General features: G+C 40.7%; 22 protein-coding genes. 19 read left to right on the top strand and 3 right to left on the bottom strand.

Translation table 11 applies throughout. The annotated features are described in order from the left end of the window. Positions 1-14 precede the first annotated feature (14 nt). From AAEZ22_RS01445 to AAEZ22_RS01395, 11 genes are all read left to right on the top strand, one after another. Positions 15-1,232: an IscS subfamily cysteine desulfurase gene (locus AAEZ22_RS01445; RefSeq protein ID WP_011329316.1), complete on the top strand. Its 1,218-nt coding sequence runs from the start codon at positions 15-17 to the stop codon at positions 1,230-1,232. A gap of 43 nt (positions 1,233-1,275) precedes the next feature. Further along, positions 1,276-1,659: a Fe-S cluster assembly scaffold IscU gene (iscU, locus tag AAEZ22_RS01440; protein WP_011329315.1), complete on the top strand. Its 384-nt coding sequence runs from the start codon at positions 1,276-1,278 to the stop codon at positions 1,657-1,659. 9 nt (positions 1,660-1,668) lie between these two features. Further along, positions 1,669-1,992 (top strand): iron-sulfur cluster assembly protein IscA, encoded by a 324-nt coding sequence (gene iscA, locus AAEZ22_RS01435; protein ID WP_011329314.1) that lies wholly within the window; start codon positions 1,669-1,671, stop codon positions 1,990-1,992. A gap of 112 nt (positions 1,993-2,104) precedes the next feature. Beyond that, on the top strand, positions 2,105-2,632 hold the full coding sequence (gene hscB, locus AAEZ22_RS01430) for a co-chaperone HscB (RefSeq protein ID WP_352295864.1): 528 nt from the start codon (positions 2,105-2,107) through the stop codon (positions 2,630-2,632). 52 nt (positions 2,633-2,684) lie between these two features. After that, complete coding sequence (hscA, locus tag AAEZ22_RS01425) at positions 2,685-4,547, top strand: Fe-S protein assembly chaperone HscA (RefSeq protein ID WP_352295861.1); 1,863 nt, start codon at positions 2,685-2,687, stop codon at positions 4,545-4,547. 11 nt (positions 4,548-4,558) lie between these two features. Further along, positions 4,559-4,897 carry an ISC system 2Fe-2S type ferredoxin gene (gene fdx, locus AAEZ22_RS01420; protein ID WP_011329311.1) on the top strand — a complete coding sequence of 113 codons (339 nt, stop codon included), beginning with the start codon at positions 4,559-4,561 and terminating at the stop codon, positions 4,895-4,897. A gap of 169 nt (positions 4,898-5,066) precedes the next feature. Continuing rightward, positions 5,067-6,494 carry an NAD-dependent succinate-semialdehyde dehydrogenase gene (locus tag AAEZ22_RS01415; protein WP_182683885.1) on the top strand — a complete coding sequence of 476 codons (1,428 nt, stop codon included), beginning with the start codon at positions 5,067-5,069 and terminating at the stop codon, positions 6,492-6,494. A 727-nt stretch (positions 6,495-7,221) separates the two neighbouring features. After that, positions 7,222-8,226 (top strand): Fe(3+) ABC transporter substrate-binding protein, encoded by a 1,005-nt coding sequence (locus tag AAEZ22_RS01410; protein ID WP_011329308.1) that lies wholly within the window; start codon positions 7,222-7,224, stop codon positions 8,224-8,226. Continuing rightward, positions 8,227-9,858, top strand: coding sequence for an ABC transporter permease (locus AAEZ22_RS01405; protein WP_011329307.1), 1,632 nt, complete (start codon positions 8,227-8,229; stop codon positions 9,856-9,858). It begins immediately after the preceding gene. Further along, entirely contained in the window at positions 9,859-10,908 is a 1,050-nt protein-coding gene (locus tag AAEZ22_RS01400; protein WP_352295857.1) for an ABC transporter ATP-binding protein, read from the top strand. It begins immediately after the preceding gene. Positions 10,909-10,958: 50 nt separating this feature from the next. Next, a complete protein-coding gene (locus tag AAEZ22_RS01395; protein WP_352295854.1) occupies positions 10,959-11,858 on the top strand; it encodes a Dyp-type peroxidase in 900 nt (299 codons plus the stop codon). 15 nt (positions 11,859-11,873) lie between these two features. Here AAEZ22_RS01395 and argR read toward each other — a convergent pair whose 3' ends face one another. Continuing rightward, complete coding sequence (argR, locus tag AAEZ22_RS01390; RefSeq protein ID WP_041454781.1) at positions 11,874-12,341, bottom strand: transcriptional regulator ArgR; 468 nt, start codon at positions 12,339-12,341, stop codon at positions 11,874-11,876. Between the two features lie 226 nt (positions 12,342-12,567). Here argR and mdh point away from each other — a divergent pair, with 226 nt between their 5' ends. Next, on the top strand, positions 12,568-13,500 hold the full coding sequence (mdh, locus tag AAEZ22_RS01385) for a malate dehydrogenase (protein ID WP_011329303.1): 933 nt from the start codon (positions 12,568-12,570) through the stop codon (positions 13,498-13,500). Positions 13,501-13,603: 103 nt separating this feature from the next. Here the strand turns inward: mdh and ispB are convergent, their stop codons facing one another. Continuing rightward, positions 13,604-14,575 (bottom strand): octaprenyl diphosphate synthase, encoded by a 972-nt coding sequence (ispB, locus tag AAEZ22_RS01380; protein WP_011329302.1) that lies wholly within the window; start codon positions 14,573-14,575, stop codon positions 13,604-13,606. Between the two features lie 422 nt (positions 14,576-14,997). Here ispB and rplU point away from each other — a divergent pair, with 422 nt between their 5' ends. The 7 genes from rplU to AAEZ22_RS01345 all read left to right on the top strand — a co-directional run bounded on the left by rplU (position 14,998) and on the right by AAEZ22_RS01345 (position 20,879). Continuing rightward, a complete protein-coding gene (gene rplU, locus AAEZ22_RS01375; protein WP_006794538.1) occupies positions 14,998-15,309 on the top strand; it encodes a 50S ribosomal protein L21 in 312 nt (103 codons plus the stop codon). 16 nt (positions 15,310-15,325) lie between these two features. Further along, a complete protein-coding gene (gene rpmA, locus AAEZ22_RS01370) occupies positions 15,326-15,583 on the top strand; it encodes a 50S ribosomal protein L27 (RefSeq protein WP_002957747.1) in 258 nt (85 codons plus the stop codon). Between the two features lie 230 nt (positions 15,584-15,813). Continuing rightward, entirely contained in the window at positions 15,814-16,971 is a 1,158-nt protein-coding gene (cgtA, locus tag AAEZ22_RS01365) for an Obg family GTPase CgtA (protein ID WP_011329301.1), read from the top strand. Positions 16,972-17,044: 73 nt separating this feature from the next. Then, a complete protein-coding gene (folA, locus tag AAEZ22_RS01360; protein ID WP_172459222.1) occupies positions 17,045-17,536 on the top strand; it encodes a type 3 dihydrofolate reductase in 492 nt (163 codons plus the stop codon). Between the two features lie 79 nt (positions 17,537-17,615). Next, complete coding sequence (locus tag AAEZ22_RS01355; RefSeq protein ID WP_011329299.1) at positions 17,616-17,993, top strand: DUF3718 domain-containing protein; 378 nt, start codon at positions 17,616-17,618, stop codon at positions 17,991-17,993. Between the two features lie 394 nt (positions 17,994-18,387). Then, entirely contained in the window at positions 18,388-20,313 is a 1,926-nt protein-coding gene (locus AAEZ22_RS01350) for a methyl-accepting chemotaxis protein (protein WP_350628384.1), read from the top strand. A gap of 92 nt (positions 20,314-20,405) precedes the next feature. Beyond that, positions 20,406-20,879 carry a peroxiredoxin gene (locus AAEZ22_RS01345; RefSeq protein ID WP_011329297.1) on the top strand — a complete coding sequence of 158 codons (474 nt, stop codon included), beginning with the start codon at positions 20,406-20,408 and terminating at the stop codon, positions 20,877-20,879. 70 nt (positions 20,880-20,949) lie between these two features. Here the strand turns inward: AAEZ22_RS01345 and AAEZ22_RS01340 are convergent, their stop codons facing one another. Next, positions 20,950-23,085, bottom strand: coding sequence for a S8 family peptidase (locus tag AAEZ22_RS01340; RefSeq protein ID WP_011329296.1), 2,136 nt, complete (start codon positions 23,083-23,085; stop codon positions 20,950-20,952). Positions 23,086-23,266: the final 181 nt, after the last annotated feature.

Raw genomic sequence — 23,266 nt, 5'->3', positions numbered from 1 at the left:
CAGCGGAGAGAGAAATGAAGTTACCGATTTATTTAGATTACGCAGCAACCACGCCTGTTGACGAACGTGTTGCCAAAGAAATGATGCAATGCCTGACAATGGACGGTAATTTTGGTAATCCTGCGTCACGTTCACATAGGTTTGGTTGGCAAGCTGAAGAAGTGGTTGATCAAGCACGTACCGATGTTGCTGATTTAATTAATGCAGACCCACGTGAAATTGTTTTCACTTCGGGTGCAACTGAATCAAATAACCTAGCAATAAAAGGCGCAGCACAGTTTTACAAAAAGAAAGGTAAGCATATTATTACCGCTAAAACTGAGCACAAAGCTGTAATCGACACGTGTCGTGAGCTTGAGCGTCAAGGTTTTGAAGTAACCTATATGGACGTTGAAGAAAACGGCCTACTTGATTTACAAAAACTTGCCGACACTATGCGTGACGACACCGTACTTGTAAGCATCATGCATGTTAATAACGAGCTAGGTGTAATTCAAGATATCGCTACTATTGGCGAAATGTGTCGCGAACGTAAAATTATGTTCCACGTAGATGCAGCGCAAAGCGCAGGTAAAGTATTAATTGACGTACAACAGCTTAAAGTTGATTTTATGTCGTTCTCAGGCCACAAAGTATATGGTCCTAAAGGTGTTGGTGCACTTTACGTTCGTCGTAAACCGCGCGCTCGCCTAGAAGCACAAATGCACGGTGGCGGCCACGAACGTGGTATGCGCTCTGGCACACTTGCTACGCATCAGTTAGTGGGTATGGGTACAGCGTTTAGAGTTGCTAAGCAAGATTTCGAAAAAGACCATGCACATATAAGCGCCCTACGTAAGCGCTTAATTGACGGTATTATGAGTGATATGGAAGAAGTGTACTTTAACGGTACACAAGACCAATCAGTACCAGGCATTGTAAATATCAGCTTTAACTTTGTTGAAGGTGAGTCGTTACTAATGGCAGTAAAAGACATTGCAGTATCGTCAGGTTCAGCCTGTACGTCAGCAAGCTTAGAGCCTTCTTATGTTTTACGTGCACTTGGCCGTAACGACGAATTAGCACATAGCTCAATTCGTTTTAGTATTGGTCGTTTTACCACCGAAGAAGAGATTGATTACACCGTTGAGTTAATGAAAAACTCTATCGGTCGCCTACGTGAAATGTCTCCACTTTGGGAGATGCATCAAGAAGGTATTGATTTAGATTCAGTTGAATGGGCTCACCACTAATAATAGTGCGAGTACATACCTAGCAGGTAGTGAGGATAGAATTATGGCTTACAGTGATAAAGTAATCGACCACGTAGAAAACCCACGTAACGTAGGTGTTTTAGACAAAAATGATCCGTCAGTGGCAACGGGTATGGTAGGCGCACCAGCATGTGGTGACGTAATGAAGTTACAAATTAAAGTATCTGCCGATGGTATTATCGAAGATGCAAAATTTAAAACGTATGGTTGTGGTAGTGCAATTGCTTCATCTTCACTGGTAACAGAGTGGGTTAAAGGCAAAACACTAGAGCAAGCAGCGACTATTAAAAATACTGATATAAGTGCAGAGCTAGAGTTACCACCAGTGAAAATTCACTGTTCAATTTTAGCCGAAGATGCAATTCAAGCAGCAATTGCAAATTATAAAAGTAAACAAGCGAAGTAAGAGAGTTCCATGGCAGTGACATTGACAGATGCGGCAGCAAACCGCGTACAATCATTTTTAGCAAATCGCGGTAAAGGTTTAGGCCTGCGCGTTGGCATTAAAACGACGGGCTGTTCAGGTCTTGCCTATGTACTTGAGTTTGTTGACGAGCTAAACGACGACGACGAAACATTTGTAGCAAAAGGCGTTACCTTAATTGTTGATGCTAAAAGCTTAGTTTACATTGACGGCACGCAGCTCGATTACACTAAAGAAGGCTTGAATGAAGGGTTTAAATTTACTAACCCTAATCAAGCTGACGAGTGTGGTTGTGGCGAAAGCTTTACCGTTTAAATTTAAACGTGTTTTGAATACCTAAGTTACTTGGGTATAAAACAAGCCCTGCCAATAAACGTAGGGCTTTGTTATTTTTGAAATTAATTTCTGAATATTATTGGTTGAAGTTATGCGCTATTTTGAATTATTTGCAATACCAGTTGACTACAATATTGATTTAGTAATAGTTAACAAGCACTACTTAGAGCTACAGCGTGCAGTGCACCCCGATCGCCATGCCAACGCCAGCAGTCGCGATAAATTAATGGCCGTGCAAAGCGCCGCAGAAATTAACGACGGACTACAAATATTAAAGCACCCAGTAAAGCGTGCCGAATATATGTTAAGTGAGTTGGGTGTCGATATTCGTGCTGAGCAACAAACCTTGCAAGATCCGGCATTTTTAATGCAGCAAATGGAACTTCGCGAAGAGTTAGAAGAGCTAACGTCAGCGAGCAATCCTGACACTGCAATCGCTAATTTTGAAAAGCAAATCAAGCAACTTAACGAACAATACAGTGCACAACTTGCACAGCAATTAGCAAGTAACGACGAGCAGCAATACCAAGCTGCTGCAGATAATGTTCGTAAACTAAAATTTGTTTATAAACTACGTGACGAACTAGAGCGTATTGAAGACAGTTTATTTGATGACTAATCACCTAACTTGCTAATTTATAAAGCAAGGTAAAGCGAGTTTAAAAAATATTATGGCATTATTGCAAATTGCTGAGCCGGGGCAGAGCGCGGCACCACATGAACATAAACTAGCCATAGGTATTGACCTAGGTACAACTAACTCATTGGTAGCCACGGTACAAAGTGGCGAAGCACGCACCTTAACAGATGACTTAGGTGAAGCAATGCTTCCTTCGGTAGTGCGCTATCAGGCGGGTGGGATCACTGTAGGCAGCGAAGCTGTAAAATCAGCAACGCAAGATCCCGTTAATACGCTAATTTCAGTTAAGCGCTTTTTAGGTAAAACCCAAGCAGAAATAGAACAAAGCTATGGGCAACTACCGTATCAATTTTGTCAGCACGATGGTGCACTTGCCATAGAAACAGCTGCTGGAAAAATCAGCCCAGTTAAAGCATCTAGCCATATTTTAGCTGCATTAAAAGCCCGTGCAGAACAAAGCTTTGGTAATCAAGAAATATTAGGTGCAGTTATTACTGTACCGGCATACTTTGATGACGCTCAGCGCCAAAGTACAAAAGATGCCGCTGAACTTGCAGGTATTAACGTACTGCGATTATTAAACGAGCCAACGGCAGCCGCTGTTGCTTATGGTTTAGACTCGGGTCAAGAAGGTATTATTGCTGTTTACGATTTAGGCGGTGGCACCTTCGATATATCAATTTTGCGCTTGCACCAAGGTGTATTTGAAGTATTAGCTACTGGTGGCGACTCAAGCCTAGGCGGCGATGACTTTGACTCACTGATTGTTGATTACTTAAAGCAGCAAACGGGTGTAACCACTTTATCTCCAGCGGTACTGCGCTTATTTATTAATAAAGCTAAAGCCTGTAAAGAAGCATTAAGCCAATACTCAACTGTTAATGTTGGGCTTGAGTTTGATGATGAGAAACACATGGTTGAAGTGACCCGCGAAAAACTTGACGAGCTTGCGATATCACTCGTTAAAAAAACGCTTCGTTCTTGTCGCCGTGCTGTAAAAGATGCTGGTATTGAGAACGAAGAAGTGCTGCAAGTAATTATGGTGGGTGGCTCTACTCGCATGCCATTAGTACGCAGCCAAGTTAGTGAGTTTTTTAATAAAGAAGCACTAACGTCAATTGATCCCGATCGCGTTGTAGCGCTAGGCGCTGCGTTGCAAGCAGACGTGTTAATAGGTAATAAACCTGATTCAGATATGTTGTTACTTGATGTATTACCGCTATCGCTAGGTCTTGAAACTATGGGTGGCTTGGTGGAAAAAATTATTCCACGTAATACCACTATTCCAGTAGCACGTGCCCAAGAGTTTACTACTTTTAAAGATGGCCAAACAGCCATGTCGTTGCACGTACTACAAGGTGAGCGCGAATTGGTAGACGATTGTCGCTCTCTTGCTAAGTTTAGTTTAAAAGGTATTCCGCCAATGACTGCGGGTGCTGCACATATTCGGGTTACGTTTAAAGTAGACGCCGATGGTTTACTTAGCGTATCGGCAATGGAAAAATCGACAGGCGTACAAGCAGATATTCAAGTTAAACCGTCATTTGGTTTATCAGACGACCAAGTATCTAATATGCTAAAAGAGTCAATGAGCAACGCTAAAGGCGATATGCAAGCGCGTATGCTCAAAGAGCAACAAGTAGAAGCACTACGTGTAATTGAAGCACTAGAGGCATCACTTGCGAGTGACAGTGGTTTACTTGACGAAGCGCAACTAGCATATTTACGAGCTGAAATTGCAGAGTTGGTAAAAGTGCGTGAGAATGCGCAGCAACCAAACGAGATTAAAACCGCGATTGAAAAAATGGATAACGCCAGCAGCGATTTTGCCGCACGCAGAATGGATGCATCAATTAAAAAAGTTCTTACTGGGCAGTCAGTAGACAATATTTAAGAGAGATTAGAATGCCACAAATTATTTTTCTTCCCCATCCAGAATTGTGTCCAGATGGCGCTGCAATTGAAGCACCTAGTGGTCAAACGGTTCTTGATGTCGCCCTTAAAAATGGCATTAGCATTGCTCACGCATGTGAAAAGTCATGTGCGTGTACCACGTGCCACTTAGTGATCCGCGAAGGCTTTGATTCGCTAGAAGAAAGCGACGAGTTAGAAGACGATATGCTTGATAAAGCATGGGGCTTAGAGCCAGAGTCGCGCTTAGGTTGCCAAGCAATTATTAGAGATGAAGACCTAGTGGTTGAAATACCTAAGTATAACGTTAATATAGTTAATGAAGAGCACTAGCTTTTAACGATTAATATAATAAAAGCCGCTGTTTAATACAGCGGCTTTTTTGTTTGTACACCGCAGGGTAGGCGGGAGTTTACCTCGCGCAGATTTATCTAAAAAGTTAGCCTTGGCTCTATGGCACGCATTAAAAGCTAACACCTTAAACGTAATTTGGAGGTTTATTTTGAGTAATCTTATTTTTTCTGACTCGTTTATTAATGGTGAATTTTATAAAACAGACACACACTTTAGTGTTGATGATCCTGCTACCGAAAAAAGCATTGTTGATGTAAGCGATATTGATGAGCAGGGTGTGAATAATGCAATTGTTGCAGCTCAAAGCGCATTTGTTAAATTAAAAGCAACCAATGCTACGCAGCGAAGCGAAACCTTGATGCGCTGGTATGAGCTAGTTATAAAACACAAGCAAACGCTTGCAGAGTTAATGACCAAAGAGCAAGGTAAACCACTTAAAGAAGCATTGGGCGAAATAGATTACGGCGCAGGCTTTATAAAATGGTTTGCCGAGGAAGCTAAGCGCAGCTATGGCGATGTTATACCTGCTACCGACAACACCCATAGGTTAACCAGCTTTAAGCAGGCTGTAGGAGTTGTTGCAGGGATCACGCCATGGAATTTTCCTGTTGCTATGATTACGCGTAAAGTTGCCCCCGCCTATGCAGCCGGTTGTAGTTTTATATTAAAACCTTCAGAGCACACCCCATTATGCGCTATTGCACTTGCCTATTTAGCCGATCAAGCAGGGTTTGAAAAAGGGGCATTTAACGTCTTAGTATCGCAAAATGCTAAAAAAGTAGGAAAAATACTAACCGACTCTGAGATAGTGCGTAAGTTTACTTTTACCGGATCAACGGGGGTAGGCAAGCAGTTATTAGCGCAATGCGCAGGTACTATTAAGCGCACTTCTATGGAGCTTGGAGGAAACGCACCTTTCATTATTTTTGATAATGCAGACCTCGATGCAGCTATTGAGGGGTTAATGGCTGCTAAGTTTAGAAATAGTGGGCAAGCTTGTGTTGCTGCAAACCGTATCTTTATTCAGCGTAATATTATTGATGCGGTACTAAATAAACTAACCCCTAAGGTGGCTGCTTTAAAAGTCGGTAATGGCTTTACAGCAGATGTTGATATCGGCCCGCTTATTTACCCTAAGGCAAAAGAAAAAGTACAGCAGCTAGTACAAGACGCACTAGATAAAGGGGCAGTATTGATTGGTGATAACAGTGATTTAGGTGGCAGCTTTCAAAACCCGTTGATTGTAAATAACGTCACTACCGACATGGATATTTACCATGAAGAAGTATTTGGTCCAGTATTAACAATTATTCCTTTTGATGATGAAAGCGAAGTACTTACTCTAGCAAACGACGTACCTTACGGCTTAGCCGCTTATTTTTACAGCCAAAATATTAAGCAGGTTTATCGCATTAGCGAAGGTCTTGAGTTTGGCATGATTGGTGTAAACGAAGGCGTTATTTCTAACCCTGTAGCGCCATTTGGTGGTGTTAAGCAATCGGGCCTTGGCCGTGAAGGGGGGCACCAAGGGTTAAATGAGTACCTAGAAGAAAAATACGTGTGTATTAAAATTTAAACCGTTTATATGCTCTTGGCGGCTTGCAGTAAAACAACTTCAAGGCGCTGTACAAATACATTGAGCAATTTATTTTAGGCAAAGAAAAGCGCGCTCTATCTCTAGGCGCGCTTGCGGAATCTTCTAATTTTCTGCATCCTGCAATTGAACTTAATCAACTCCAAATTCTTACAAATCCTTGTTATTACAATATTACTTTTTAGTTCTATGTAATGTAGGCGCTCCTGCCTGTATCCTTTATTTCCTCAACATCCTGTAAAACAACGTAAATCCTTTGTTGCTATCCTTTACGCATCATCCAGATGCTATCCTTTAAGACATTCCATTGTGCTGCTCTCCTAGAGCCTGTCCTAAAATCCGTTTTGTATTAGTAACCTAAATCATTGGTTGGTCGAGTAAGTTGTCCGTTTCCATTTACTCGTTAAGCATCACTGCTTGGTTGTTAAGTTAATTATAGGCGGTACGATATTTTAAAGAAGTATAGGTTGCTAATTAATTGCTATAGTCGTAATAGTTAAAATAACTTACTTTAATTAAAACAATTGGTTACTTTGTTTGTTATGGTTTTTCATGTTGTGTTTTCATCATTGGCTGTCACGTTTGTAGGATATGTCTTACGTTGGTTTTCTATTTTAGCGATTTTAACAGGATCAGATTATATAAAGTGTGCACTTTTGGGTAAGGCACGGTAGAATTATTGATAATAGTTATTATTCAGGTGGGAAATATGAAAAAAGTATTCGCAATTGTAGTTGGTTTGGCTGTGTCGGCACCCGTTTTTGCAACTGAGTCCGTTAATATTTATTCTTTTCGACAGCCTTTTTTAATAAAACCAATTTTAGATGACTTTACCAAACAAACTGGAATTAAAACAAATGTAGTGTTTGCTAATAAAGGCTTAATAGAGCGCGTTAAGCGCGAAGGTAAACACAGCAAAGCCGATTTAGTATTAACGTCTAATTTTAGCGCCTTAATCCAACTTGAAGATTTAGATTTAACGCAAACTATTAGTAGCGAAGCAATTAATAACAATGTGCCTGCGGCATTTCGTGATGGCGACGGCCAGTGGGTGGCACTTACTAAGCGAGTACGTAATGTTTACTCGTCAAAAGAGCGTGTGGGCGCGCTACCTGAGCTGACTTATGAAGATTTGGCCGATCCAAAATATAAAGGGCAAATATGTACTCGCTCTGGTAAACATCCGTATAATTTGGGTTTAGTTGCATCCATGATTGCACACCATGGTGAAGCAGATACCAAAGTATGGCTTGAGGGGGTTAAAGCAAATTTAGCGCGTAAACCACAAGGTAACGATAGAGCGCAAGTAAAAGCAGTAAAAGAAGGTTTGTGCGATCTTGCATTTGGCAATAGTTACTATTTAGGTAAAATGCTGCAAGATGAAACCCAAAAAGAATGGGCACAAGCGGTAAATATTAACTTTCCGAACCAAATCAATCGCGGCTCGCATATAAATGTGTCGGGTGCAGTTATTACAAAATACGCTAAAAACCCTGAAAATGCCTTGAAACTCCTAGAGTATATGACCGACAATAAAGCGCAAAACATGTACGCTTCAATTAATATGGAATACCCGGTTAAGCCAGGCGTAGAATTATCAAGTTTAGTTGCATCTTGGGGAAGCTTTAAAGAAGATAGCTTACCACTTGATGAAATTAGTAAATATCGTCCGTTAGCGTTAAGGCTAATTGATGAGGTGAAATTCGATCTTTAAATGACTTATAAATTTCAGCTGTCTAAATGGCAGCTTTTTGCATGGTCGACAGGATTATTACTGTCGACCCCATTGTTTTTTCTGCTATTTGAATCTCTACAAGGTAACTCAGAGGTGTTTTCGCATCTTTGGGATACAGTGCTGTGGGATTACATTTCTAATACCGTATTACTTATTTTAGGTGTGTGTGTACTAAGCTGTGCTATTGCCTTACCACTTGGCTGGCTAACCGCTTATTGCCAGTTCCCGGGTAAAAAACAGTTTGAATGGGCGTTAATGCTGCCACTGGCTATGCCTACCTATATTATTGCCTATGTTTATACCGACTTGCTTGATTACGCAGGCCCAGTACAAAATACTCTCAGAGACTGGTTTGGGTGGCAATCGCCGGATGATTACTGGTTTTTTGATATACGCACTTTGCCCGGCGCTATTGTAATGCTTGCACTGGTGCTTTATCCCTATTTATATTTAATTTTTAAAACAGCCTTGCGTGAGCAGTCTTTTAAGTTAGTACAGGCTAGCCAGTTAATGGGGCTGTCGTCGTGGCAGAGCTTTTTTAGGGTGAGCTTAGTGTTATCGCGCGGCGCAATTGTAGCTGCGCTAGCGCTAATTAGTATGGAAACCATGGCTGACTTTGCCACAGTAAGCTACTTTGCTGTAAGCACCTTAACCACTGCCGTATACGATACTTGGTTTGGTTATTACTCGTTAACCGCTGCAGCTAAAATATCGGGCGTGATGTTATTACTATTGTTTTTAGCCTTAATGGCGGAGCGCTTTAGTCGCCGTAATCAAGCGGTGTTTGAGCGTCAGTCGGGTATAAATAGTGAAGCGCTTTATATATTAAAAGGCAAGTCGGCTTGGCTGGCAACGCTATTTTGCAGTGTGATTTTAATTGTTGCCTTTGTTATACCTATCGCTGTGTTAATAAAGTACGCGATTGTTTATTTTGATCAAGCATGGAGTAGTGAGTTTTTTAGCTATGCGTGGCAAAGTTTAAAGGTAGCTATAGTAGTAAGCGTAGTAACGCTGTTACTTAGTGTATTAGTGGTGTTTTATCAACGTATAGCCAAGCAAAATTATCCACTTATTCCGGGGCGATTAGCTAGCACCGGCTACGCTTTACCAGGAACAGTACTGGCTATTGCGGTGCTATTACCGCTTACGCTGTTAGAAAATACGGTAAACCGTGTGCTTGAGCCATACGACTTAAATATAGGCTTGTTACTCACTGGCAGTGTATTTACCATTATTTTTGCTTATGTAGTGCGTTTTTACGCAGTAGCACATGGCGCGATTGAGTCGAGCTTTTTACGCATTAGCCCCTCTCTCGACATGGCTAGCCAATCTATGGGCAAAAGCCAAGGCCATACGTTACGTTTGGTGCATTTACCCCTACTTAGACGCGGGTTGCTTACTGCGGCTTTGCTGGTGTTTATTGAATGCATGAAAGAGCTACCTACGGCTTTGTTACTTAGGCCGTTTAATTTTGAAAGCTTAGCTACGCATGTGTTTCAGTATGTGAGTGATGAGCAATTAGAGCTGGCTTCTATATCGGCATTATTTATTGTGCTGGTTGGATTTATCCCTCTGTATTTTATTAACCGTTCTATGGAGCAACGTAGTTAAATGAGTAGTTTGATTTTACAAGGCGTGAGCTATCAATATAACGGTACTAAGGTTATTCACGAGCTAAATTTAACCATAGGTAAAAACGAAATAGTGTGTTTGTTAGGTGCCAGTGGTTGTGGTAAAACCACCACCTTAAAAGCAATTGCAGGGCTAATAGAAACGCAACAAGGAAGCGTGTTTATCGATGGTAAGCTGGTGAGTAACGCCAATACATTTATCTCGCCAGAGCATCGTAATATTGGCATGATGTTTCAAGATTATGCGTTATTCCCGCATTTAACCGTGGCACATAATATTGCTTTTGGCTTAAGTAAAATGAGTAAAGAGCAAAAGCAACAGCGCGTTGATGAAATGCTTAAGCTGGTGCATTTAGTTGGCTGCGCCGACAGGTATCCGCATCAGTTATCGGGTGGGCAACAACAGCGCGTGGCGATTGCGCGTGCACTTGCTTACAAACCAAGTTTACTATTACTTGATGAGCCGTTTTCGAATATAGACACTCAAGTACGCTTTGAATTAATTGCCGATATTCGCCGCATAATTAAAACTCAACAAGTGTCGGCAGTATTTGTTACCCACTCAAAGGAAGAGGCTTTTGCATTTGCAGACACGCTGGCTATTATGCACCAGGGGAAAATAGCTCAACAGGGCACCCCAGAACAGCTTTTTGCTAAACCAAGCTCAAAGGAGGTTGCAGAGTTTCTGGGTCAGGGCATATACTTAAGCGCAGAAGTGTTAACAGCAACTGAATATAAAACCGCTTTTGGCCTAGTTGAGTCGGTTATTGCGCACCAGCATCAGGCTAATATAGGAAAAATATATGTGCGTCCTCATCAAATAGAGCTAATGAGCGACAATAAAAAAGATAGCCATAGTGAACGCGCCACCATATTAAGCAGTCGTTTTATTGGTTCGGCTTATGTTTACACTGTAGTTATTGCACAACAAGAAATAGAAGTTGCAGCGCAATATGGCCAGTCATTTGTTCAAAATGAGCAGGCTATAATAAAAATAAAACCCCACACGGTGAATTTTTTCGAATCATAAATTAATTTGTTATTCGCTGTGTTTATCTATTTATAAGCTAAGGAATAACAATGGCACAAGCGCAATCAGGGATTTGTGCTGAAGCAAACTTACACGGTTTGCATTTATTTTTTAATGTGTTTGATGGCCAAGATGAGTCATTACGTACAAAGCTCAAGCAAGTAAGCGCTATTGAGGAAGAGTTTAGCGATCAGTTTTCTGAATCTATGCTTTCTTGTATGGTGGCTATTGGTGCACAGTATTGGCCGCATATTTTGCCAGAGTATATCCCCAGTGAACTACAAAGCTTTCCTAATATAAATCATAATGAACACGCAATGAGCGTGCAGCCGTGTGATTTGTTTGTGCAAATACGTTCAGACCGCGAAGACGTCAATCATTTATTTGCACTGCAAATTTTAAAGTTATTTGCACCAGACGTAGAGCTGGTGGAACAAATTCGTAATTTTAGATTTTTAGATGGTCGCGATTTCAATGGTTTTATTTATGGTGGCAAAATGCCGCATGGCCGACAAAAGCGGGCAACGGCGTTAATAAATAAACCAGGTAGCTTTGAGGATCAAGGCAGTTATATTCATGTGCAACGTTATAAGCACGATCTAAGCGTATGGCAGCATCTATCGCTAGATGAGCAAGAGCAAATAATAGGCCGCACTCGCTTAGACAACACTCTTATAGCCCCAGCGCTTGAAACCAGCCATGCACAACGCAGTGGATTAAAAGATGAGCAAGGCCAGCCAATATTACTTAATCAAGGCATGCCTTATGGCGATGTTTACGAGCAAGGAATGCTGTCAATTACTTGCTCGGCCAGTGGAACCGCATTTGAACAGGTATTAAAAAGTCGTTTAGGTGAGGGGGAGTGCTATGATCATTGGCTTGATTTTACTCAAGCCGATATGGGGTCTGCGTTTTTTGCACCGTCAGTTGGGTTTTTAAAACAGTTATAACGCATGTTTTAAATACTAAACCGTATCAAATAAAATACGTACCCGCTCTAGGGTTAAGTCTATTTCAGATATTTTAGCTGGGGCAATAAAAATAGTGTCGTCGCCAGCTATAGTACCTAACACGCCATCGGCTTTACCTAATGAGTCAAGTAAACGCGCAATAAGCTGAGCCGCGCCTGGACTGGTACGGATAATAATCATCATTTCGTTATGCATTATATCAATAACAAGCTGGCGCAGCGGGCTTTTTGCTGTGGGTACGCCCATTTCTGCTGGCAAGCAATACACCATTTCTTGTTTGGCATTGCGCGTTCGTACCGCGCCAAACTTACTAAGCATGCGCGACACTTTACTTTGGCTTATATTGTCAAAACCTTGCTCTTTTAACGAATCTACTATATCGCCTTGAGAACCAAAGTTTTCTTCTTTTAAAAGCGCTTTAAATGCTTTTACTAACGCTTCCTGTTTGTCTTGTGGTTGCATAGTTTTTATTTGCTTTTTATTATCCATGCCGCAAATTCTACACAAAAACGAATAATTATGCAGCAGTTGTTTATTTAACTTGCCAGTTTACTGTATTCAGGCCAAATGTTTTTACAACTATGGTCTAAAATATTACGAAAATAGGCAGGATAAATTTGTTTTTAGTCGCTAATTTCTTTATCTTAGAGCCATAAATATTTCCTACCTCAAATCACGGAGAATTCCAATGAAAGTTGCTGTATTAGGTGCTGCAGGCGGTATCGGTCAAGCGTTGTCTTTATTATTAAAAACAGGCTTACCAGCTGGTTCTGAATTATCACTATATGATGTTGCACCAGTAGTTCCAGGTGTTGCGGTTGATCTATCTCATATCCCTACAGCGGTTAAAGTAGCTGGCTTTGGCGCTGATGCGTTAAATGAAGCGCTTAAAGATGCTGATATCGTACTTATTCCTGCTGGCATGCCACGTAAGCCAGGTATGGATCGTGCAGATTTATTTAATGTAAATGCTGGCATCATCAAAACGTTAGCAGAAGGCATAGTTGCAAGTTGTCCTAAAGCGTTAGTAGGTATTATTACTAACCCAGTAAACGGCACTGTACCAATTGTTGCTGAAGTATTTAAAAAAGCTGGTACTTACGACGCTAAACGCGTATTCGGTATTACTACGCTTGACGTTATTCGTTCAGAAGCATTTGTTGCTGAACTTAAAGGCGTAGACGTAGCAACTGTTAAAGTTCCTGTAATCGGTGGCCACTCAGGTACTACTATTTTACCTCTACTTTCTCAAGTTGAAGGCGTGAGCTTTACAGATGAAGAAGTTGCAGCACTTACTCCACGTATCCAAAATGCGGGTACTGAAGTTGTAAATGCTAAAGCGGGTGGCGGTTCTGCTACTTTATCAATGGGTGCAGCTGCAGCTCGTTTTTGTATGTCTTTAGTTAAAGGCCTACAAGGTGAAGACGTTGTAGATTACGCGTACGTTGCTGTTGAAAATGGCGATGCGGAGTACTTTGCACACCCAGTACGTTTAGGTAAAAACGGCGTAGAAGAAATTCTTTCTTACGGCGAACTAAGCGCATTTGAAACAAAAGCAAAAAATGACATGCTTGAAACACTGAAAAAAGACATCAAAGAAGGTGTTGATTTCATGGCGTAATAGCCAAAATCAAGCAACAAAAAAGCCTGCGTTTGCAGGCTTTTTTATTGCTCGGAATTTAATTAACCTGCACCCAGGTTAGCTACACATAAAGGCAGTAAAGTTAGTGATCGCGATCAACTGCAATACGGGCAAGGCTCACAAGTGCTTGTTTATATTCAGACTCAGCTAAAAAGTCTAAGCAAGCAATGGCTTTGTCGGCTTCAAGTTCGGCCTTTTGCATCGTAAATTCAAGCGCATTGGTTTGTTTAAGTGCCGCTAAAATTTCTTCAAGATGATCCATGCCATTACTGTGCTCTATAGCGTCACGGATCAGCTGTGTTTGCTGCTCATTACCATGTTGCATTGCATAAATAAGCGGCAGAGTTGGTTTCCCTTCGGCTAAATCATCACCAATATTTTTACCTAATTGATCTGCATCTGCGTTGTAATCAAGTACGTCATCAACGAGCTGAAACGCAGTACCTAAATGCATGCCGTATAGGTTAAGCGCATCAAGCGTGGCTTGGTTTTGCTCAGTAATAATGGCCGCAAGGCCTGTAGCGGCTTCAAATAGCTTAGCGGTTTTAGAGTAAATAACCTGCATATAGCTGGCTTCAGTGGTGTCGGGGTCATTACAGTTCATTAACTGTAATACTTCACCTTCAGCAATAATGTTAGTTGCATCTGCAAGCACTTGCATTACCTGCATTTTACCAAGGCCAACCATGAGCTGAAATGAACGAGTGTAAATAAAGTCGCCCACTAATACGCTGGCAGCATTACCAAACTCAGCATTTGCTGTAGGCGTGCCTCGGCGTAAGTTAGATTCGTCAACAACATCATCATGTAATAGTGTTGCGGTATGAATAAACTCAACAATAGTTGCAAGTGTAATATGATCTTTACCCTGATAACCCAATGCTCTGGCCGCTAGTATTGCCAACATTGGGCGCACGCGCTTGCCGCCACTGTTTACAATATACAAGCCAAGTTGGTTAACTAACGCCACATCTGAGCGCATTTGCGCATGTATAAGTTGATTGACGTCATTCATATCGTTTTCGATTAACGCCTGGATAGCTTTTATATCCATTGATCTCCGAGCCAATTTTTATGTGTGAACGGCGCAGATTGTACAACAAAAAAAGCACTAGCTCGATATTTTGTGACGATTCCCTGAAAAAACACGGTTAACATCGCTAATTAGCACTTAAATACGAGAGATAGCTGATTGATTAGTGTACAAAGTGTGCTGTAATTTATGTTTATTTATTATCCGTTGTAGTGTGTGTTTAGCTAAGGCAAATTATTTTCACTAATCGTGAAAAAGCGCTTGGCAAAAGGGCTATTTAATATAAAATAGGGGAAATATTGAATTGCTCTCAATGCAGCTACTTTTTATTCATTTTAATTACAAAATAGGCTTGCTAGTTATTACGCCGTAGCGTAAACTTCGCGCCCTATCGAAGAATATTTTAGTTGCGTCGATTTGAGGGCGCACAGACGGAGTTAATTATGTACGCGGTTTTCCAAAGTGGTGGTAAACAGCATCGTGTGACTGAAGGTCAAACGATTCGTCTTGAAAAATTAGACGTTGAAACTGGTGCAGCAGTAGAATTTGATTCAGTACTTTTAGTTGCTGATGGTGAGAAAATCGAGATTGGTGTACCGTTCGTAAACGGTGGTAAGATAACAGCTGAGGTTGTTTCACATGGTCGCGGTGAGAAGATTAAGGTTGTTAAATTTAGACGCCGTAAGCATTCTCGTAAGCAAATGGGCCATCGTCAATGGTTCACAGAAGTTAAAATCACTGGCATTAGCGCTTAATTAGAGGTACTTAGAAATGGCACATAAAAAAGCAGCTGGTAGTACTCGTAACGGTCGCGATTCAGAAAGCAAACGCCTAGGTGTTAAGCGTTTTGGTGGCGAATCAGTTCTAGCGGGTAGCATCATTGTTCGTCAGCGTGGAACTCGTTTCCACCCTGGTACAAACGTAGGTATCGGTAAAGACCACACTATCTTCGCAAAAGCAGATGGTAAAGTTCAGTTTGAACAAAAAGGTCCTTTAAACCGTAAATACGTAACTATCGTAACTGAGTAATCAGTAAGATAGTTAAAAAACCCCGCCTTTGCGGGGTTTTTTGTTTTCATTATTTTACAATATATACCCAAGCCTGCAATTATACCTATGGGTTTAAGTAGCGGGCTCTTTAACGAAGTTATAGAGCGATCTAATTCGTAAAATGGTTCAAATATTTATGCCAATTGGTATTAAGTTGGCTTGGGTATATAATAGTGTTATTAACAAGCCAATCCCTAAAGTGAGTAATCATGAAGTTTGTAGATGAAGTAGAAATTCGCGTAGAAGCTGGAGACGGTGGCGCCGGTATCGTGTCTTTCCGTCGTGAAAAATATATCCCAGAAGGTGGGCCTGACGGTGGTGACGGTGGTGACGGTGGTAGTGTTTATCTACAAGCGGATGAAAACTTAAATACCTTAATTGATTACCAATTTGAACGCTTCCATAGAGCAGATCGCGGTACTAATGGCCGCAGCCGTAACTGTACGGGTAAAAAGTCTGACGATTTAATTATTATGGTGCCTGTAGGTACACGTATTATGGACGTTGATACGCAAGAGGGATTAGGGGATTTAACCCAACATGGCCAAAAGATTTTGGTGGCAAAAGGCGGTTTCCATGGCTTAGGAAATGCGCGTTTTAAATCAAGTACAAACCGTGCTCCGCGTCAAAAAACCTTAGGGACAGAAGGCGAAGTACGCAACCTTAAACTAGAGTTATTGTTACTAGCAGATGTAGGCTTATTAGGTTTGCCAAATGCAGGTAAGTCTACCTTTATCCGTAGTGTATCGGCAGCAAAACCAAAAGTAGCAGATTACCCATTTACGACGCTTATTCCAAATTTAGGTGTGGTACGTCCTGAAGCGAATAAATCATTTGTTATCGCTGATATACCAGGCTTAATTGAGGGTGCATCGGATGGTGCTGGTTTAGGTATTCAATTTTTGAAGCACCTAGAGCGCTGTAGAATATTACTGCATATTATTGATGTAATGCCAGTTGATGGCTCAAATCCAGTTGATAATGCATTTGCGATTGTTAATGAGTTACATCAGTACAGCCCTAAATTAGCAGAAAAACCGCGCTGGTTGGTATTTAATAAAATAGATTTATTACCAGCTGACGAAGCAAAAGCTTTATGTGAAAAAATTGCACAAGAGCTAGGCGAAACTGAAAATATTTACAGTATTTCTGCTATTAATAAATCAAATACTCAACCACTAATTCATGACGTAATGACATTGCTTGAAAGCATGCCAAAAGAGAAATTCGTTGAAACTACAGACGAAGAGGTTGAGTTTAAGTGGGACACCTATCATCAAAAAGCCGCTAAAAAGAGCGACGATGATGATGATTGGGATGAGTGGAATGAAGATGATTACGACGTAGAAGTTGTGTACGAGCGTTAATTATAATTAATTACATATAAAAGGAGCTTATGCTCCTTTTTCTTTGTTTAATAATAAATACTGGATAATTAGTGTGATAATTTCAATGATTGCTGCAATGGCAAATAACCGTGTAATTGGCCTTAATAATACAATGCCTTGGCATTTACCTGGAGACTTACAGCATTTTAAAAAAGTAACCACAGGTAAACCTGTGATTATGGGGCGCAAAACATTTGAGTCTATTGGACGGCCTTTACCTGGGCGTCGTAATATTATTATTACCCGTAATAGCCAGTATCAAGCAACTGGAATAGAAATTGTTACAACGCCAGAGGCCGCGTTAAATTTAGTTGCTGATGTGGAAGAGGTGATGATCATTGGTGGTGGAAATATTTATCAACAATTTTTAGAAAGTGCACAAAGACTTTATTTAACCTTTATAGACTTAGATGTTGAAGGTGACACTCAGTTTCCTGATTACGAAAAAGTGGCAACCTGGCAGGTTAAAGATGAAATACAAATGGCTGCGGATGAAAAAAATCAATATAGTCATAAGTTTGTAACTTTATATAAAAACCCTTAACATTATTGCGAAATACTGAGCATATTGGTACAATATTAACTAATCCAATAGGAATAAAGTATTATAAAAAGGGTTTTCCATGATTAAGTTATCAAAGCTAGTTGTTATTACTGCGCTTGCAGCCGGTTCGTTTGTATATACTGCCCCTGCACAAGCAGATGATCAGTTAGCGATTTCTATCTGTGAGTATATTGCAGCGGATGATAAAAATCGTTTACGTAGTAAGCTTAAAAGCTCACGAGTGAAAGTTCGTAATATATACGACGCAGTATTTTGTAACGGCAATAATTTATTGCGTCATGCAGTGGCAAGTAATGCATTAGACAGCGGTGAATATATAGTTAAAAACTTATCTAAAAGCTCGCTAGAAGATGGTGCTGATATATCATGGGCTGAATCGAACGGTCATTCAGGATCGCCCTTAATTACTATAATTAAAGAGCGCGCAGGTCTTTAATTTTACAATAAATACGATTAAACCACGTTTTATACGTGGTTTTTTTATGCCTATATTTTTATAAATAATTTTATATAACACAGCACTATTTTAGTATTGTAATCCCCCCCTTTTAACACAAACGCCAACCTTATTAAAAACATAACCCTTTTTACTTATTAACTTACTTATTAACTTACTTATTGTGTTGAAATGAACTTATAGCCGACTCTATAGGTGCTGAAGTTAAAGGAATCTAGGAATAGCCACACAAAATAACTCATTGTTTTTATTTGGGTTAACATTCTTGTTGTTGCTTTGACAGCTCATGAATTTAATACGATTAGTCGTATTTGCCATTAAACTGTCATAAATAGTCAATATTCTACGCGCATATGATTTTAGGGATTTATTTATGCGCGCCTCTACATTTACCCGCTTACTGGCTGTTTTGTTAACTCTCGCAAGTGTTTTATTAGCTATGACTCTACTTTGGGCCAGTCAAACTTTTCTAAAACTAGAGCAGCAAGACAGTGCATATAGACAGCTTAAAAATACGATTATGGTTGATCTAGCGAGCTATCTAAGTAATTACTTAGCACAAGGCGATAGCCAATACTTAACACAAGCCTCAAGTTTAATCTCGCAAGTAGAGCAAAAACAGTTAACGCTATTACCAGCAGCTCTTAAATCACAACTTACTGAGCAGTTAATTACTCTAAATAATGATATAAACGGTAAATATAGAGCCTTGGGTAAGCTCTCTGGTAACGAAACGGCTTTACTTGATAATGCGCTAAGGCAAATGGCTGGTTCGGCATCCTCGTTAATTAATTATGCGCGCTCAGCTTCGGATAATAGTAACAACACGCTTAGTTATTATAAATTGGCCAATGAGTATTATAGTGAAGTGATTAACTTATCATTATTTAGTTATCAACTGGTGCTAGATTATCAGCAGAGTGTAGAGCAGAGTTTGCAACAAAGCGTGAAAAATTTAAATGTATTAGCAGCAAAAATAGAGCAGCTACCAAACTTAGGTGTGATGGATAAAGTAGATGAGTATAGTTTATTTATTGACGAGCAAAGTGAAGATTTAGCTACTGATATTAAATCAGAATTAAGTAGTTGGCCAAATCGCTATCCTCGGGATTTAACCAGTACATTAACTCAGGCACAACAACGACAGACGGGGGCCGATGAATTGCGCACGCAGCTTAGTAATTTATCTAAAACAGTGATAAATGCAGAGCAAGCACTAAAAACACAACAAGATAATTTAAAGCAGCAAGTATTTTGGGTGTTTTGTGTTGCTATTAGTGGGCTAGTTATACTTGCTGGCGGTGTTTATATTGTTCAGCGTAATCTGGTACTTAATCCTCTTCGACGATTGCGCGACGGGTTTGCATTTTTAATTGAAACGAATGAGTTTAAAAATATTGTCAGTAGCAATCCAAAAACAGAGGTAGGGGAAATAGCCCAATACTTTAATCAGTTAATTGAACGCCAGCGCATAGAAGCACAAGAGCGAGCGCAAATGCTAAAAGTAGTGAATGCTTTTATGCAGCAAATGAGTAAACACTTACAGACGATTGAGCAACAAACTACTACGAGTTATGGGCAAGTGGAACAGAATCAGTATTTACTAACCGATATTCAGCAGATTGGAGAGCAAGTTAATGATATTAATACACAAGTAGCTGATAACGCACAAAGTACCTTTAGTGCCATGGAACAAAGCTTAGGATTTGCGCAAAGTATGTTAAGTGCGAGTGCCGATACACAGGCACGGGTTGAACGCAGTATACAAAGCTTACAAGAGCTACTTAATGGTGTTGAAGGCGTAAGTAAAATTATAGAAGTAATACGTAATATTGCAGATCAAACCAACTTACTTGCGCTAAATGCAGCAATAGAATCAGCTAGGGCAGGTGAGCATGGTCGCGGCTTTGCAGTAGTGGCTGATGAAGTTAGGCAATTGGCACTGCAAACGCAAGGCTCGCTGAGCGAGATAAATGGGCAGCTCACCATACTGAGTGAAAACTCACGGCTAGTTGCTACGCAAATAACAGCATTAACCCAAGGTGCTCAATCGCAAACGCAAAATGCCCAAGAACTTAAGTTAAATTCGGAAGCGGTGGCAAGTAATGCAAAAAATGCTAATAAAGTAGCGTTTGAGGCGATGAAGCTTGCTAAGCAGCAAAGCAATTTATTAGATAACTTTAGTCAGTCAATGGCTGAAATGAAGGGGCAAGTAAGTGAGTCGAGCTCGTTGGTGGATGATATACGACATCAGCTACAACAACAAATTCATTCGATTAAAGGGGGCCTGGGGTTGTAATAAATTAGCTTTAGCGCTCATCTTATATCATGCTCTAAATTCTATGTGCTAAGCTGTATGCTGGTTTTATTTTATAAAATGAAGGATTTATAATGATTGTACAAGGTCAAACTATTCCCTCGGTTACGCTAAGCCAGTTAACCGACGATGGTATGCAAACACTGACTAACAGTGAATTATTTGCAGATAAAAAAGTTGTATTGTTTGCAGTCCCCGGTGCGTTTACACCTACCTGTTCAAATGCACACTTACCTGAGTTTATTACTCTGGCAGATAAAATAAAAGCAAAGGGCGTTGATGCAATTTATTGTGTATCGGTAAACGATGCGTTTGTTATGAAAGCATGGGGGGCATCACAAAATGCACAAAAAATAGCCATGCTGGCAGACGGCGATGCGAGCTTTACCAAAGCATTAGGCCTTGATATGAATACGGCAGGGTTTGGCGGTGTGCGTTCAAAGCGTTACGCAATGATCGTGGAAAATAGTGTAGTAACCGGTTTATTTGTAGAGCAAGAAAAAGAATTTGTGGTTAGTCGTGCTGCTGCTGTTTTAGAAAAGCTATAGAATAAATTAGCGATTTGAAAATACAAAAGCCGATGTTGATGCAACATCGGCTTTTTGCAATTATTGCTTATTAAGGCTGATATTGCCCGCTAATTGTTAAGCCCGAGAAGGTTTTATACGCGTTAACACTTAAGTGCCACGTACCCGCTTGTGGGCTTGAGAAAGTACAGGTTTCGGCATTACCATTTTTATATGGACGACAATCGTAACTCGATGTCGTGGGCTGACTGCCAAACTTAACAAACAAATCAGCATCGCCTGTGCCACCGCTTGTTGTTACTGTAAATGTAGCCATACCTGCTGGCACGTCTAGTGTGTAATGCTTCCATTGACCTGCATTAGCACTCACATCGCTTACAGTGCCACCACCAGCTTGAGGTGTGCCTGAGCCCCCGCCCGAAGCTGCTGTAATATTACCAGTTAAGCTGATCCCAGAATAGGCAGAATAACCTCGTAGCATCACATGATACGTACCTGATGTAGGGTTATCGATTGAACACTCTTCGTTGTTACCACTTTTGTAAGGGCGGCAATCGTATGTAGAGGTTGTTGGCTTACTGCCAGAGCGCACGTATAAATCGGCATCACCAGTGCCTCCACTCATAGTGAAAGTGACATTAGTTGCGCCACTGGGCACTGTCATTGTATAAAATGTTTCTGAGTTAGTTGCGCCGCTTAAACCTGTTTGAGTTTCGCCATCAAGAAGTTCATTACCACTTGGTGGTGGTGCAGTGCCACCACTTGCAGCAGCTACGGCAGCTGCTGCATCAACAATACCGGTACCACAGCTAGTACATGTGGCTGGGAACGAGCGGGTGGTTGTTTTTAAAATATTTTCGATTTCATCGGGAGTAGCATTCGGCTTTGCTTGTTTTATCAGTGCCGCTACGCCAGCAACATGGGGGGCTGCCATTGATGTACCCTGCGAAAAACCGTAGCTATCACTAGAAGGGGTTGACGAACCGGCGTTATAAGTGGATAAAACACCTTCAGAATCGTTAGCAAAACTTTGCGCACCACCCGGTGCGGCAACATCAATATTACTACCGTAATTAGAGTAATAAGCACGACCGCCATTACGGCCAACCGAGGCTACATTTACCACGCCATTACAGTTGCCTGGGTTATAGTTTGCTGAGTTATCGTTATCGTTACCAGCAGCAATTACCACTACTGTGCCGTTATTACGTGCGGTGTTAATAGCACTTTGTGTTGTAGAGCTACATGAGCCACTACCCCCTAAGCTCATATTTATTACATCTGCAGGATTGGCATTTGCCGGTAGCCCAGATACATTGCCACCAGAAGCCCAAATAATACCATCAGCAATATCAGAGGTTAAACCACCGCACTTACCTAGTACACGTACAGGCACTACTTTGGCGCCGTAAGCAACCCCAGCAACACCCTCACCATTATTAGTAACTGCAGCAACAGTACCCGCTACATGTGTACCGTGCCAGCTAGAGTTTTGTGCACCGTTAGTACCACATTCATTGGCAGCAACCGCATCACCCGGATCGCGGGCATCGCTATCGCGACCATTGCCATCATTAGCCACCGATAAATTCGAGATCATATCGTAACCGGGTAAAATATTAGCGTTTAAATCAACATGAGGGCGATAGCCTGTATCGAGTACAGCAACAACAACACCGCTACCAGTGGCTGTATCCCACGCTGTAGGTAAGTTTAAGCCGCCAGCTTGTTCATAATAATGCCATTGGTCGTCAAATCGTGGATCATTAGGCGTTGCAAATGGTTGCAGCATTTGATCGACTTCAATGTATTCAACATTGCCAGATTCAAGCATTTCTTGCATAAATTGCTGTGCTTCTTGTGCATTTAGCTTTTTACTTGCACGCATTACATGGTGATTATTAAGTGCCATGGCACGAATATACTTCGCTTTTACTTTGCCTTTTTTAGAGGTGTAATTTTTAACAAAGCTCTGCGCTTTATTTTGCATATTCGATTGGCTTACATCTGTGTCTGTAGCTGCAAAGCTAGCTAAATCATTAGTGTTATTTTTATATTTAATAATGAATTGTGTTTCAAAACCAGTTTGATTTTGTAATTTAGCTGTTGTTTCTGCCATTGATGGTGCAATTGCTTGTGCAGGAGTTGCAATACTCGATGTTGCAGCAAATAGTGAGCTGATAGTAAAGGCTATTGCACACTTTTTAAATGATTTACCTGTTGTCATGATTATCCTTAGTTTTTATTTATTATTTCGTAGCACAAATCCACGAAGTGGGTACAAAGGTAAATGATCTGTTAAATTAATTGAAAGATTAATTACTTATTAGCTTCTTTCATTTGGTTATAACCTTGTTATTAGCGGGTTTGTAGTTACTTTGTGCTTTTTATATTTATAAATATAAGCA

The organism is Pseudoalteromonas sp. 20-MNA-CIBAN-0454, from assembly GCF_040308685.1.
Classification (GTDB): domain Bacteria; phylum Pseudomonadota; class Gammaproteobacteria; order Enterobacterales; family Alteromonadaceae; genus Pseudoalteromonas; species Pseudoalteromonas nigrifaciens.
Note: the sequence above shows the minus strand (reverse complement) of the source record. Positions and strands in the feature narration are given on the sequence as shown.